The 12,595-nt window shown below is 64.1% G+C and carries 12 protein-coding genes and 1 pseudogene; 7 read left to right on the top strand and 6 right to left on the bottom strand.

Annotation, left to right across the window (positions count from 1 at the left end):
- Positions 1-9: 9 nt before the first annotated feature.
- Positions 10-1,191 carry an efflux RND transporter periplasmic adaptor subunit gene (locus IB272_RS06585; protein WP_060582713.1) on the bottom strand — a complete coding sequence of 394 codons (1,182 nt, stop codon included), beginning with the start codon at positions 1,189-1,191 and terminating at the stop codon, positions 10-12.
- 317 nt (positions 1,192-1,508) lie between these two features.
- On the opposite strand from IB272_RS06585, the gene IB272_RS06580 reads away from it, so the two are divergent.
- Entirely contained in the window at positions 1,509-2,330 is an 822-nt protein-coding gene (locus tag IB272_RS06580) for a cyclase family protein (protein ID WP_034792573.1), read from the top strand.
- 151 nt (positions 2,331-2,481) lie between these two features.
- Here the strand turns inward: IB272_RS06580 and IB272_RS06575 are convergent, their stop codons facing one another.
- Positions 2,482-2,796 carry an EthD family reductase gene (locus IB272_RS06575; protein WP_034792570.1) on the bottom strand — a complete coding sequence of 105 codons (315 nt, stop codon included), beginning with the start codon at positions 2,794-2,796 and terminating at the stop codon, positions 2,482-2,484.
- 51 nt (positions 2,797-2,847) lie between these two features.
- Positions 2,848-3,007: pseudogene (locus IB272_RS34850) on the bottom strand (IS5/IS1182 family transposase); the annotation flags it as partial.
- Positions 3,008-3,141: 134 nt separating this feature from the next.
- Between IB272_RS34850 and IB272_RS06570 the strand changes: the two are divergent.
- The 4 genes from IB272_RS06570 to IB272_RS06555 all read left to right on the top strand — a co-directional run bounded on the left by IB272_RS06570 (position 3,142) and on the right by IB272_RS06555 (position 8,323).
- Positions 3,142-3,786, top strand: a complete 645-nt coding sequence (locus IB272_RS06570) for a hypothetical protein (RefSeq protein ID WP_060582711.1) — start codon at positions 3,142-3,144, stop codon at positions 3,784-3,786.
- Between the two features lie 124 nt (positions 3,787-3,910).
- Positions 3,911-4,318: a carboxymuconolactone decarboxylase family protein gene (locus IB272_RS06565; RefSeq protein ID WP_060582710.1), complete on the top strand. Its 408-nt coding sequence runs from the start codon at positions 3,911-3,913 to the stop codon at positions 4,316-4,318.
- Between the two features lie 133 nt (positions 4,319-4,451).
- A complete protein-coding gene (locus IB272_RS06560) occupies positions 4,452-6,917 on the top strand; it encodes a UvrD-helicase domain-containing protein (RefSeq protein ID WP_060582709.1) in 2,466 nt (821 codons plus the stop codon).
- A gap of 155 nt (positions 6,918-7,072) precedes the next feature.
- Positions 7,073-8,323 carry an adenylate/guanylate cyclase domain-containing protein gene (locus IB272_RS06555; protein WP_060582708.1) on the top strand — a complete coding sequence of 417 codons (1,251 nt, stop codon included), beginning with the start codon at positions 7,073-7,075 and terminating at the stop codon, positions 8,321-8,323.
- A 19-nt stretch (positions 8,324-8,342) separates the two neighbouring features.
- Here IB272_RS06555 and IB272_RS06550 read toward each other — a convergent pair whose 3' ends face one another.
- The 3 genes from IB272_RS06550 to IB272_RS06540 all read right to left on the bottom strand — a co-directional run bounded on the left by IB272_RS06550 (position 8,343) and on the right by IB272_RS06540 (position 10,325).
- Positions 8,343-8,804, bottom strand: coding sequence for a GNAT family N-acetyltransferase (locus IB272_RS06550; RefSeq protein ID WP_060582707.1), 462 nt, complete (start codon positions 8,802-8,804; stop codon positions 8,343-8,345).
- A 43-nt stretch (positions 8,805-8,847) separates the two neighbouring features.
- Positions 8,848-9,483, bottom strand: a complete 636-nt coding sequence (locus IB272_RS06545) for an isochorismatase family cysteine hydrolase (protein WP_060582706.1) — start codon at positions 9,481-9,483, stop codon at positions 8,848-8,850.
- Positions 9,484-9,653: 170 nt separating this feature from the next.
- Complete coding sequence (locus IB272_RS06540) at positions 9,654-10,325, bottom strand: phosphoribosyltransferase (RefSeq protein ID WP_060582705.1); 672 nt, start codon at positions 10,323-10,325, stop codon at positions 9,654-9,656.
- 333 nt (positions 10,326-10,658) lie between these two features.
- On the opposite strand from IB272_RS06540, the gene IB272_RS06535 reads away from it, so the two are divergent.
- Both IB272_RS06535 and IB272_RS06530 read left to right on the top strand, forming a co-directional pair.
- Positions 10,659-11,903 (top strand): GGDEF domain-containing protein, encoded by a 1,245-nt coding sequence (locus IB272_RS06535; protein WP_162732998.1) that lies wholly within the window; start codon positions 10,659-10,661, stop codon positions 11,901-11,903.
- Positions 11,904-12,056: 153 nt separating this feature from the next.
- Positions 12,057-12,551 (top strand): CreA family protein, encoded by a 495-nt coding sequence (locus tag IB272_RS06530; RefSeq protein ID WP_034792543.1) that lies wholly within the window; start codon positions 12,057-12,059, stop codon positions 12,549-12,551.
- Positions 12,552-12,595 lie beyond the last annotated feature (44 nt).

Below are 12,595 nucleotides of genomic sequence, written 5' to 3'. Positions count from 1 at the left end.
CGCCGCCGCTCACTTGGTTTCCTCCGCAACCTTCTGCGGTTCCTGCTTGTTCTCGCGACCGGCGATGCGCACGGCGCCGCCGTCGCGCAGGCGCTGCACGCCTTCGGTGACGATCTCGTCGCCTTCCGACAGTGCGGCGTCCACCAGCACCTTGTCCGGGTTGCGCTGAATGATCTTCACCGGCACCTTCTCGCTCTTGTCGCTGGAGACGCGCCAGATATAGGAGCCTTCCGAACTCCACTGGATCGCCAGCGGATCGACCGTCGGATAGGTGTCGCCGTCAAAGGCCACGGTGACCGAGAAGGACATGCCCGCCCTCAGCTTGTCGTCGGGGTTTTCAAGCCGTGCGCGCACGCGCAGCGTCCGGCTCGCCTGATCGAGGCGGTTGTCGATCGCGTGGATCGCACCGTCGAGCTGGTTGCCCGGCTGGGCGATGGCGAAGGCGGTGACGGGCTGGCCGACGAAGATCTTGTTGGCGAAGCGCTCGGGCACCCAGAAATCGACGAGGATTTCCGAGCGGTCGTCGACGACGGCAATCGGCGTCGTGGTCGTGACGTAGTCGCCGACATTGACGGTGATGATGCCGACGACGCCCTTCGACGGCGCCACGATGTCGCGGCGCTTGAGGTCGAGCTCTGCGGTCTTCAGCGCCAGCTCGGCGGTCTGCATGGCGATTTCGGCGTCACGCACGTCCACGGCTGTCACCGCGCGGGCGGTGCTCAGGTTGCGGTAGCGCTCGACCTTTTCGCGTGCGCTGTCACGTGTCAGCCTCGCCTGGTCGGCAGCAATCTTCTGGTCGTCGCTGTCGAGCTTGGCAATGACCTGACCCTGCGACACCTTTTCGCCGGAGCGCACGAGGATTTCGGTGAGGTTGCCGGTTGCCGTCGGCGTCACGGTGACGGAATGGATCGCCTCGCCGTTGCCGATCGCGTTCAGCCGGTCGTTGACAACAGACGTGCCCGAAGGCCGGACCATGACGAGAATGGCGTTGTTGCCGCCCTGCCCGCGGCCATTGCCGCGTTCGCCGCCCTCGCCGCCACCGGCGCCCGGCTTGGACAAGGCATCAATCAGCGGATGCGAAACACCAATCGCCGCCAGCGTTTCACCAGCACCAGGCACAAAACGCACCCAGACGGCTGCGCCCACGAGAAGCACAGCGGCGCTCACCGCAAGCTGTTTCCAAACCCGCATTCAAGTCTCCGAATTAAACATAAAACACGCCCCAGCGCGGCGCGGCCGGCGGTTCGTTCCGATTGTGCGCGGAGTATCCCTGTTCGCGCGTGTCGGGGCAACGACAGAATACCATCATTACGCAATTGTAATAAAAGCGAATTTGTTGGCGGGATGATGACGCACGGGGGCTTCGCTCGACGCCTCGCAGCTTTGTCCAGAAATTCACTAGAGAATTACCATTTACAGCCGCCGACACTGCGCTATCCTGCAACCGCCGGCAGCGTGTTTCGGCCGGCTTTGCGCCTGTCTTCAGGCCTCTTGGGGGAGAGAAGTCGATGTGCGATGCCTGTGTCATGGAAACGGTGAAAGAGCGCATGCTCTCGCGCCGCAGCTTCTTCAAAGCCGCCGCGGTCGGAACCGCGGGTCTTGCCGCCGCAAGCGTGGGCGCGGCCCCGCCGGCGCTGGCGCAGGGGCATTCAAGCGTCACCGACCTGACCCACGAGTTGCACGAAGATTTCCCGACCTTCTTCGGCCAGCAGCAGTTCTTCCGCGAGGAGAAGTTCAACTACGCAAAAGACAAGTTCAACATGTTCGAGCTCCGGGTGAACGAACACACCGGCACCCATGTCGACGCGCCCCTGCACTTTTCCGCCGATGGCCTCTCGGTCGCCGAACTGCCGGTCGACAAGCTGGTGGTGCCGCTGGTGATTGTCGATATCAGAAAGAAGGCTGAGGCCGATGCCGATGCGCAGGTGACGCCCGACGACCTCAAGGCCTGGGTCGCCGCCAATGGCGAGATCCCGGAAAACGCCTGCGTCGCCATGCTGTCGGGCTGGGGCGCGCATCTGGGCACGGACAAGTTCCGCAATGCCGATGGCGGCGGCAAGCTGCATTTCCCCGGCTTCCACGTCGAGGCGGCCAAATATCTGATCGAGGAAAGCAAGGCAGCCGGTATCGCCGTCGATACGCTGTCGCTCGACCATGGCCCCTCGCCCGATTTCGCCACGCATTACGCCTGGCTGCCGGAGGGTCGCTGGGGGCTGGAGGCAGCAGCCAATCTCGACAAGCTGCCGGTCAAGGGCGCAACCCTCATCCTCGGCGCACCGAAGCACCGCGGCGGCACCGGCGGCCCGGCCCGCGTCTTCGCGCTGGCCTAGGTCACCAACCTATAGAGCACAACCAGGTTTTGGCTGAAGCGAGACTGACGAGAGCAAGGTCGTTTACGCTTCGACGGCAACCACATGTCCCCGACCGTCAACCGGTTCTGCACCGGCTGCGCCACCATGGGTCATGGTGCGCCAAAGCACCCTACCCTCCAACGACTTCGCTGATCTGCACGATGGGCGCGATGTCCGTATAGTTGGCGACGTCCGCGGCAATCTCGGCGCGGTGGGGACCTAACGCCTCCTGGAATGTCTCGAGGCTCGGCGAGTAGACGTGGCACGCCGCGACGAACCCCGGCGCGCTTCCAGGCTCGCGACCCGCAAGGCCCTTATCGATCTCGTAGCGCAGGCAGGCATCGCCGAGCCGTTCCTGGATCAGTGGCATGTGGCGGGTGCGGTAGTAGTCGTGATCGAACTTCGAGCCGCCATCGGCCGGATAGTAGACGCTCATCTTGATCATGGTCGGGCTCCTGCCTGAACGCCGCTCCGAGCGTTCGAAGCTTCTTCTAGGTCACCGACCTGTAGAGCACAACCAGGTTTTGGCTGAAGCGAGTTTGACGAGAGCAAGGTCGTTTTCGCTGTGCTTGTCGAAGCCGGTGACGACGGCACGGAAGTGCCTGAGTGCTGACGAAGCGTTCGACGAGGTTGCGATAGCGACAGAGGAAGGTGCTGACGGACGGGCATCGTTTCTGGACGGCAACGATGCCGCGGGGTTGATCGAGCGCGGCAAAGGAAGGCGCTTGTTTGCGGGCAAAAGTCTTCGGGAGTATCTTGGGCAGCGGTACGGACAATGGCGGGGGTCGTCATGGGGCCGCATGCATTTTGCCTGACATTCGCACTCGTCTCCATGGGCCTGCTTCTTGCGGGGTGTCAGACCGTGACTGTCCAGGCGGACGACAAGACCGGCCCGACCACGAAACTCGAAATCACCGGCATCCTGGATGACCATGGCAATCCCGACCCGGTCTTCAACGACAGCGGCTGCTGTAACCGCCGCCGAAGCGTCCCCGATCTGGCCCCGCTCACCATTGCGGCTTCGGCCGAGGATCCCGAGAGCGGTGTGCGCGACATTGCCGTCTGGATCTGGGCCATCAAGCGGTGCCGCTACGACGACAGCACGGCAGATTTTCAGATCACGCAATCGACCGTGGCCGCTGCAGGCACGGCTTCAGGGACGTACCCACCCGGCAGTTCCGCGCCGCTCAGCCGCAGTTCGACGGCAACCGTTCGCATGGCCGACACACCCTATGGCGCCTGCAACCCCAAGACCGTCACTGACGCCAGTGGCCAGACGCGCGTGGTTGCCGCGCAGCCGACGGGCTTTTGCGGCCGCAGGGTCTTCATTGTCACGCAGAACGGCAACGCCTATCAGGGCTCGAGCAAGGGCGTGCTGTTTACGACCGGACCATTCGGCACGAACAATCAGCCCTGCAACGAAATCCCCAACTGAACGCATCGGCGACGGCTTCCCCAAAACGCAGCGCTGGCAATCGCCGCGACGTCGGCTATCGTCACCGCTTCAGGCGACCGGCCGGCCCGCACACAACCGCCGAGAACAACAGCGAAGGAGCCCCATGAGCACCGTATCCCCGCCTCAGAACCCGGAATCCGATCCGCGTGTCAAAGCCGTGTTCGACGACATTCGCACCACCCGCAAATCCGACTTCATCAACAATATGTGGCTTTGGCTCGCCTTCGATCCGGAGCTCCTGGAACAGACCTGGCGCGACGTGAAAGCGGTGATGGCAACGCCCTCGGCGCTCGATCCGCTGGTCAAGGAGATGCTCTATGTCGCCGTCTCCGTCACCAATGGCTGCGGCTACTGCGCCCATTCCCATACGGCGGCGGCAAGGGCGAAAGGCATGACCGACGCCGAGCATGCGGACCTGCTCAGGGTAATCTCGCTTGCCGCCCGCACCAACCAGTTGGCGACGGCGCTGCAGGTGCCTGTGGATACCGCCTTCGACAAGACAAAAGAATAGTCCGCGCGACCAAGAATAAGCGGTCTCGAAATCGCCTGTCTTTCCACAGGCTTGGTGCGGCTGGCGCAGAAAACGGAATAAAAGAAGAACATCCTTTCTGGCCTTTCCCCACCGAATCACTACATTGAGCCGCATGATGAGTGGTTTCGACGATATTCCCTTCTTCGACGAGGAGCCGGCGCCGCGCAAGCAGCAGCCCGCCCCCGCAGGTATTCCGGCAACGGGCGGCATCGCCGCGCGCGCCATGGCGGCGCGCGATCGCGCCCAGCCGCGCCCGGACTATCTCTCCGGCCTCAACCCGGAACAGTCCGAAGCGGTCGAGACGCTCGATGGCCCCGTGCTCGTGCTTGCCGGCGCCGGCACCGGCAAGACCCGGGTGCTGACGACCCGCATCGCCCATATCCTTTCGACCAACCGCGCCTTTCCCTCGCAGATCCTGGCGGTGACCTTCACCAACAAGGCGGCGCGCGAGATGAAGGAGCGCATCGGCGTGCTCGTCGGCCATGCGGTCGAAGGCATGCCCTGGCTCGGCACCTTCCACTCGATCGGCGTCAAGCTGCTGCGCCGCCACGCCGAGCTCGTCGGCCTGCGTTCCGATTTCACCATTCTCGACACCGATGACGTGGTGCGGCTGATCAAGCAGCTCATCCAGGCCGAAGGCGTCGATGACAAGCGCTGGCCGGCCAAGCAGTTTGCCGGCATGATCGACGGCTGGAAGAACAAGGGCCTCGATCCGGCGCAGATCCCCGAGGGCGACGCCCGCGCCTTTGCCAACGGCAAGGGCCGCGAACTCTATGCTGCCTACCAGAACCGGCTGTTGACGCTGAACGCCTGCGACTTCGGCGATCTTCTTTTGCACCCGATCCGCATCTTCCGCATGCATGCGGATGTGCTGAAGGACTATCACGACAAGTTCCGCTACATTCTCGTCGACGAGTACCAGGACACCAACACGGCGCAGTACATGTGGCTGCGGCTGCTTGCCCAGCGCCCCAAGGGCGTACCGCAGAACGTCTGCTGCGTGGGCGACGACGACCAGTCGATCTATGGCTGGCGCGGCGCGGAAGTGGACAATATCCTGCGCTTCGAAAAGGATTTCCCGGGCGCCAAGGTGATCAAGCTTGAGCGCAACTACCGCTCGACCGAGCACATTCTGGGCGCTGCCGGTCACCTGATCGCCCACAACGAGGGCCGCCTCGGCAAGACGCTCTTTACCGACCGCACCGATCCGGATGATGAGAAGGTGCAGGTGCACGCCGCCTGGGATTCCGAAGAGGAAGCCCGCGCCGTCGGCGAAGAGATCGAGCAGTTGCAGCGAAAGAGCCACAAGCTCAACGACATGGCGATCCTTGTGCGCGCCTCGTTCCAGATGCGCGAATTCGAAGACCGCTTCGTCACGCTCGGCCTCAACTACCGCGTCATCGGCGGCCCGCGCTTCTACGAGCGCCTCGAAATCCGCGATGCCATGGCCTATTTCCGCCTCGTCTGCCAGCCGGCCGACGATCTCGCCTTCGAGCGCATCGTCAACACGCCGAAGCGCGGTCTTGGCGACACCACCGTGCGCACGCTGCACGACTATGCCCGCGCCCGCGACATCCCGATGCTGGCGGCTGCCTCCGAGATCATCGAGACCGACGAGCTGAAGCCGAAGGCGCGCAAGGCACTGTTCGACGTCGTCACCGATTTCCGCCGCTGGCAGAGCCTGCTTGAAACGACCGTACACACCGAGCTTGCCGAGCAGATCCTCGACGAGAGCGGCTATACGGCCATGTGGCAGAACGACAAGACGGCGGAAGCCCCCGGACGGTTGGAAAACCTGAAGGAACTCATCCGCTCGATGGAAGCCTTCGAGAGCCTGCGCGGCTTCCTCGAACACGTCGCTCTGGTCATGGATGCCGAGCAGAACGAGAACCTCGATGCCGTCTCGATCATGACGCTGCACTCGGCCAAGGGCCTGGAGTTCGATACTGTCTTCCTGCCCGGCTGGGAGGAAGGCCTGTTCCCGCACCAGCGCGCGCTTGATGAGGGCGGCCGCTCCGGCCTTGAGGAAGAACGGCGCCTCGCCTATGTCGGCATCACCCGCGCCAAGCATCGCTGCCACATCTGGTTCGTCTCCAACCGCCGCATCCACGGCCTTTGGCAGTCGACCATGCCGTCACGCTTCCTCGAGGAGCTGCCGCTCGCCCATGTGGACGTGGCCGAGAATGAACAATCCTATGGCGGCTATGGTCGCGGCGGCTACGGCCAGTCGCGCTTCGACAAGGCTGATCCCTTCCAGAACAACTACTCCACGCCCGGCTGGAAGCGCGCCCAGCAGCACCGCTCCGACGCCACCCGCGACAACTGGGGCACCCGCTCCGGCCACGCGGTCGAGCGCATCGGCTACGGCGAAAGCGGCCCGCGCGGCCGCACGATCGACGGCGAGCTGGTGGCGAAATCGACGGCCACCGAACCCTCGCGTTTCTCGGTCGGCGACCGCGTCTTCCACATGAAGTTCGGCAACGGCAACATCGCCGCCATCGAAGGCAACAAGCTCACCATCGACTTCGACCGCGCCGGCCAGAAGCGGGTGCTGGATGGATTTGTGGAGAAGGCGTGAGGAGGTCGAAGCCCTCCTCACGTGCACTCCCTATGGACTGCACAACCATCGATCTCATGGCGCCAACCGGCGAAGTGCAATAATATTGCGGGCACAATTCTCGCGTTTGAACGAAACCATGTACCGATCTCCCTCGACGCAAAGTGGGTGGAGACATGTCCTGGACGAGCGCTGTTCGCAGCCTGCTGGAGCTGGGCGCAGCAAATGCTGCGGAGGGTGACCGTGAAGGCATCCTCGTCGCGAATGTCGCGGCCTGTGTGATCGTCGTCACCACCACGAGCTTTGCCCTCATCTACGCACTCTATGGCGAGCCGAGCCTCATTCCCCTCGTCTATGCCAATCTCGCGCTAGCCGTCGCGGCAGCCATGACTCCGCTTTTTCATCGCTTCGGCCGCGTCGCGTCAGGGCTTTGGGAATTCGGTATCTGTGTGGTGGTCCTCGTCTGGATCGCCTCCTATGTCGGCCGGGACTCCGGCGTCCTGCTGACGCTGCTCGGCGTGACGCCGGTCGCCTTCGCGATCCTCGGGTTTCAAAACATCGCACTGGTGACGGTCCTCAGCGCAATGGCTGCGATCACGGTCATCGCCGCATCCATCGCGTTTCCTCAGGCGCGGTCGGGTGTCTATGACGACACCCGTTTCCTGCAACTCCTCCATTCGTCGTCGATCATCACGCTCACGCTCATGTGCTTCGCAACGATCTACTATGCCTTCCACCTGGCGAGAGAGGCGCAGGGGCGGCTCGCCCGCCTGATGACGTCGATCATGCCGGACGAGATCGTGGCGCGCCTGCTGAGGAACGAGCGTGAAACGATCATCGACGAATTCGAGCATGCGACTGTTGTCCTGATCGACATCGTCCAGTTCGTGGCCCTGTCAAACAGCCTGGGGCCGGAACGGACGGTCAACCTGCTCAACGAGCTCTTCAGCGAGTTCGATCGCCTGGCCGCAGCAACCGGTGTCGAAAAGATCAAGACCATCGGCGATGCCTATCTTGCGGTGGCGGGCGTGCCCGCCCGGCACCCCACGCCCGAGAAGGCGGCGGCAGTGTTCGGCTTCGGCGCCATCGCCGCGGCCCACGAGATCGGCGAACGCCATGGCGTCGTCCTCAAGCTGCGCGCTGGCATGGCCTCGGGATCGGTAACGGCTGGCGTGCTTGGGCGAGCGAAATATGCCTATGATATCTGGGGTGCACCCGTGAACCTTGCCGCGCGCCTGGAAGCGATCGGCAAGCCCGGCTGCATCACCACCACCGCAGAAATCAGGCAGCGACTAGGCGAGTCTTTCCTGTTCATTTGCTCCGGCCGCGAGGACATCAAGGGCTTCGGCCCGACCGAGATCTGGACCACGCGGATGCCGGATCCCGATGCATGTGTCCCTGGCATCCGCGCGCACACGGCGACGTGAGCAGCCGCAGGGAGAGCCCTCAGACCGCCTTGCGATAAACGAGAAACCCCGACTTCTCCGCCACCTTGTCGTAAAGCGTCATCGCCGTCTCATTGGTCTCGTGCGTCATCCAGTAGACGCGTGGCGCGCCGACGGCACGTGCCGCCTCATAGACGCCCTCAATCAACGCTCGTCCGATGCCCTTGCCGCGGGCTTCCGCATTGGTGAACAGGTCCTGCAGGTAGCAGTTCGGCTGGATCATCGTCGTGCTGCGGTGGAAGAGGTAGTGCGTAAGCCCGATCAGCCGCCCTTCGCTCTCCGCCACCAGCGCATGCACCGGCTCGTAGGCGTCGAAGAAGCGCGACCAGGTCATGGCGGTGATCGCCGGGTCCAGCGCGGTTTCGCCCGAGCGACCGTAGAAGGCGTTGTAGCCGTCCCAGAGCGGCAGCCATTGTTCGTAGTCGGTCCGGGCTATCGGGCGGATGTGAAGCTTGTCGGTCATTTGTCGGTCCTGTGATCGATTGGATGGAGCGGCACTGCGGCCCCTAGCGTTTGGTCATCGCGGCGGTGATTGCCTGAACGTCGGTCATGATCGCATCGCCCATGAAGGCGATGTTTTCCATCGCGCGCTCGCCGGCCTCGTGGTGGCCTGCCCCGCAGGCGTCGCGCACGACGACCGGCACCAGGCCGAGATCGGTCGCATGACGCACGGTCGGGTCGATGCCGATTTCCGTGGCGATACCGCAGATGGCGAAGGAAGTAAGCCCGAGGTCGCGCAGGATCATGGCGAGCGGCGTGCCCTCGAAGGCGGAAAACGTGATCTTGTCGAGGATCGCCTCGTCGTCACGGGGCGCAAGTTCTGGCACCAGCTCGAAGCCCGGCGTGCCGCGCAGAAACCAGGGGTGCACCGCATCCGGATCGTCTGTCCGCTGCCAGGCCATCGCCTGGCGTAGCTGGAAGGCGCCCATCAGCGGCCTCGGCATCGACAGATGCCGGAGAAAGATCACCGGAAACCCGCCGGCCCGCGCAGCGTCCAGCACCTTCAGCACCTTGGAAAGCACCGCCGGGCCGTTCTTGACCTGATTGGTAATCCCCACCTGCATGTCGTAGACGATGAGCGCCATCCGCTCCGGCCGGCAGAAATCCTCAAGCGTCTTTCCGATTTCCAGTTTCGCGGCCATGACATCTCCTCCGGGCGCCTCCTCTGGCACCCCTCTCCCGGCAACATCGCGCGCCGGGAATGTGGCGCGGGAGAAGGAGGCTTGCAAGACGGTTTCGGCCGCCTCGCGCAACTATTCGGATGCCTGGCGGAAATCGCGGCAACCGGAGCCCGGCTTGCCCGGAACATGGATCAATCGCGCTCGTTGCGCAGCCGCGCCTTCTCCATCAGCGCCAGCACCTCTTCGTCCGCCGTCTGCTCGAAATTGCGGTAGTACAGGCCGACGGCACGGAAGGCGAAGGGCGTGGCGAGGCAGACGATGCGATCGACCTGGCTGCGCAGTTCGGTAAGTTCGCTTTTCGGCGCTACCGGAACAGCAAGCACGAGGCGCCCCGCCCCCATTCGCCGCAGCGCCTTGATCGCCGCCCGCACGGTGCCGCCGGTGGCGATACCGTCGTCGACGAGGATTACATCACGGGCTCGGGGCGACGCCGGCGCGCGGTCGCCGAAATAGAGCGTGCGGCGGCGCAGGATCTCGGCGCGCTGGCGCTCCGTTTCGGCCTCCAGATAGCCTTTCGGCGGACGGACCAGCCGGATCGCCCGACGGTTGAGTACCAGTTCCGGCTCCTCGCCATCGACCAGAGCGCCCAGACCGAATTCCTCATGCCCAGGCGCGCCGATCTTGCGCACGATCAGGATTTCCAGCGGCGCCGCAATATGGACGGCGATTTCATAGGCGACCGGAACGCCTCCGCGCGGCAGCGCCATGACGAGCGGATCGTCAAGCCCCTCGTCTTCGACCGCGCGCGCCAGCTGGCGCCCGGCATCCGCCCTGTCCTCGAAGAGCCACGTTGCCGTGAACATGTCGCCTCTCCCGGTTCGTCCTCCTGCGTGAGTATCGGGCCCTGAAAACAAGGGGCGCGCATGCCTGGCCCGAGGCTCGGATCGCGCTGCCCGAAGGGCCTCACCCCGGGGCTGCGGGCGGTACCGTTCATGCACGCCTCTTCGCCTGCCGGCGTGCCGCCCCACGGTTGATCGGGCGCCGCTGTGAACAACCGTGCCAATCCCGACCAATCGCTAAAATTGCAACGGATTTCGCCGGGTTTCGTTAAGGCGCCATCGCTACCAATTGGCGTCACATATCTGGCTGAGACGCAAGCCGCCTTTGTTGATTTTAGCACGACAGGCCGTTTCGAAATGAGCTTTCTCCCTGCCATATCGATCATCGCTCTTCTGGCGATGCTCCCGGTGCTGATTTCCCTGCGGGCCTCCATGGTCGAGGGGGGCACGGATTTTGCAGCCGCCTGCGCCATCGCAGCGGCGGCAACGCTGTTTCTGATGCTGTCCGAGATCCCGGCGCTGCGGCCGTTGTCGCTGATCGGCATCGTCTTTCTCATTGGCGCCTGTCTTTTCGTGCTCTCGGGCTTTCACCGGGCGCTCGGCGTCCTCCGGCCGATGTCGACGCCGCTGGTCGCTGCCGCCTCGATTTCGGCCGTGGTGGTGCTGATTGCCGCCTTCGGCCCGCACAGCGCGACATTGCACGCACTGTCGGCCGTCGGCATCGCCGCCGCCTTCGTGCTGATCATCGCCGTCTGTTCGCAGCACCGGCGCGTAGCGCCCGGGCCGATCGAGCGCCTCTGCGTCATCGGCTGCGCCGCCATCGGCTGTTCCGCTCTGATCGCGGTCACGATTTTCTCGCCGATCGCCCACGGGACCGCCGAAACCCCGCTTGCGTCGGCCAGCTGGGACTTCGCCTGCGTTGTGCTTAGATATTTCTACCTGCCTGTGCTGTTCCTCGGCGTGATCCTGATGATCCAGAACCGGGTGATCACCGACCTCAAGAGCGCCATTGCCCGCGATGAGTTGACGGGCGCCCTGTCGCGCCGCGCGCTGCTCGACCTCGGACAGCGGGCGCTGGCAGTGGGTTTTGCGCGCCAGAGACCCGTCACCTTCCTGCTGCTCGATCTCGATTATTTCAAGCAGATCAACGACCGCTACGGCCATGCGGTCGGCGACACGGCGCTCGGCCACTTCGCCGGCACGGTCGCTGCCTGTCTCGGCGGGCGCGGCACGCTCGGGCGCATCGGCGGCGAAGAGTTCGGCATCGTCCTGCCCAATCACTCGGAAGATGCCGCCTTTGCGGTGGCCGAGGAGATCGGCCGCACGGTGCGCGATACGCCGATCGGCCGCTTCGACCGCCCGATCCGGCTGACAGTGAGCATTGGCCTTGCCGAGGCCGAGCCCGACGATACGATCAGCGACATCATGATCCGCGCCGACATGGCGCTCTACGACGCCAAAGCCGACGGCCGCGACCGCTGCACCATCGCCGGCCGCTTCCAGCCCGAGGCCAGCGCACGGGCGCTTGCCGCCGCCGCCGCGCAAATGCGCGCTGCCGACCACCGAAACCTCGAGCCGCAGCTTCTTCGCGGCACCGGTTGAGCCGGCACGCCTTGTAAAGCCAATTCCCGGACCTATGTGAACCTGGCTGCCCGAGCGCATGCCTTCCCGGGGATTGCCTCGGCAAAAACATGCGTCAATTCAAAATGCTACGGCGACCTTGCGTGAGACGTCAGGCGCTGCAGGAGGACATCCATGTCGCGTTCGCTTCGTGCGCTCTTTTTTGCCGGCCTTGCCATAGCCGCCACAGCCCTGCCCGCTCGCGCCGAAACAGTCGGCGAAGTCGGGGTCGACTGGCTCGGCAACGACATCATGATCGATGCCGTGAGCGACCCGAAGATCAAGGGTGTGACCTGCCACGTGACCTATTTCGACCGCAGCGTCATCGACCGGCTGAAGAACGGCAACTGGTTCGAGGATCCGTCGAACAATTCGATCGCCTGCCGGCAGACCGGCCCGATCGAAATCGGCGACATCGATCTTTCCAAGGAAGGCGAGGAAGTGTTTCGCGCCGGCTTGTCGCTCGTCTGGAAGAACCTGCTCGTCACACGGATCTACGACCGAAGGAACGATACGCTGATCTATCTGGCGCATTCGCGCGAATTGACGGATGGCTCTGCCAAGATGTCGATCACCACCATTCCGCTCTACGGCCAGACGGTCAACTGGCAGAACGGCAAGCCGCAGTAGGAGCGGTCCCTGCCGCCGGCATCGGCGTGCAAGGCGATCGGTCA

Source organism: Ensifer sp. ENS08 (assembly GCF_014852195.1).
GTDB classification, from domain to species: Bacteria; Pseudomonadota; Alphaproteobacteria; order Rhizobiales; family Rhizobiaceae; genus Ensifer; species Ensifer adhaerens.
This window is presented reverse-complemented; position numbering and strand designations above follow the sequence as displayed.

Excerpts from the sequence above, each read along its gene's own strand:
- IB272_RS06555 (WP_060582708.1), top strand. The coding sequence starts at position 7,073 with ATGTCCTGGACGAGCGCTGTTCGCAGCCTGCTGGAGCTGGGCGCAGCA.
- IB272_RS06570 (WP_060582711.1), top strand. The coding sequence starts at position 3,142 with ATGGGGCCGCATGCATTTTGCCTGACATTCGCACTCGTCTCCATGGGC.
- IB272_RS06560 (WP_060582709.1), top strand. The coding sequence starts at position 4,452 with ATGATGAGTGGTTTCGACGATATTCCCTTCTTCGACGAGGAGCCGGCG.
- IB272_RS06550 (WP_060582707.1), bottom strand. The coding sequence starts at position 8,804 with ATGACCGACAAGCTTCACATCCGCCCGATAGCCCGGACCGACTACGAA.
- IB272_RS06585 (WP_060582713.1), bottom strand. The coding sequence starts at position 1,191 with ATGCGGGTTTGGAAACAGCTTGCGGTGAGCGCCGCTGTGCTTCTCGTG.
- IB272_RS06575 (WP_034792570.1), bottom strand. The coding sequence starts at position 2,796 with ATGATCAAGATGAGCGTCTACTATCCGGCCGATGGCGGCTCGAAGTTC.
- IB272_RS06580 (WP_034792573.1), top strand. The coding sequence starts at position 1,509 with ATGTGCGATGCCTGTGTCATGGAAACGGTGAAAGAGCGCATGCTCTCG.
- IB272_RS06530 (WP_034792543.1), top strand. The coding sequence starts at position 12,057 with ATGTCGCGTTCGCTTCGTGCGCTCTTTTTTGCCGGCCTTGCCATAGCC.
- IB272_RS06535 (WP_162732998.1), top strand. The coding sequence starts at position 10,659 with ATGAGCTTTCTCCCTGCCATATCGATCATCGCTCTTCTGGCGATGCTC.
- IB272_RS06545 (WP_060582706.1), bottom strand. The coding sequence starts at position 9,483 with ATGGCCGCGAAACTGGAAATCGGAAAGACGCTTGAGGATTTCTGCCGG.
- IB272_RS06565 (WP_060582710.1), top strand. The coding sequence starts at position 3,911 with ATGAGCACCGTATCCCCGCCTCAGAACCCGGAATCCGATCCGCGTGTC.
- IB272_RS06540 (WP_060582705.1), bottom strand. The coding sequence starts at position 10,325 with ATGTTCACGGCAACGTGGCTCTTCGAGGACAGGGCGGATGCCGGGCGC.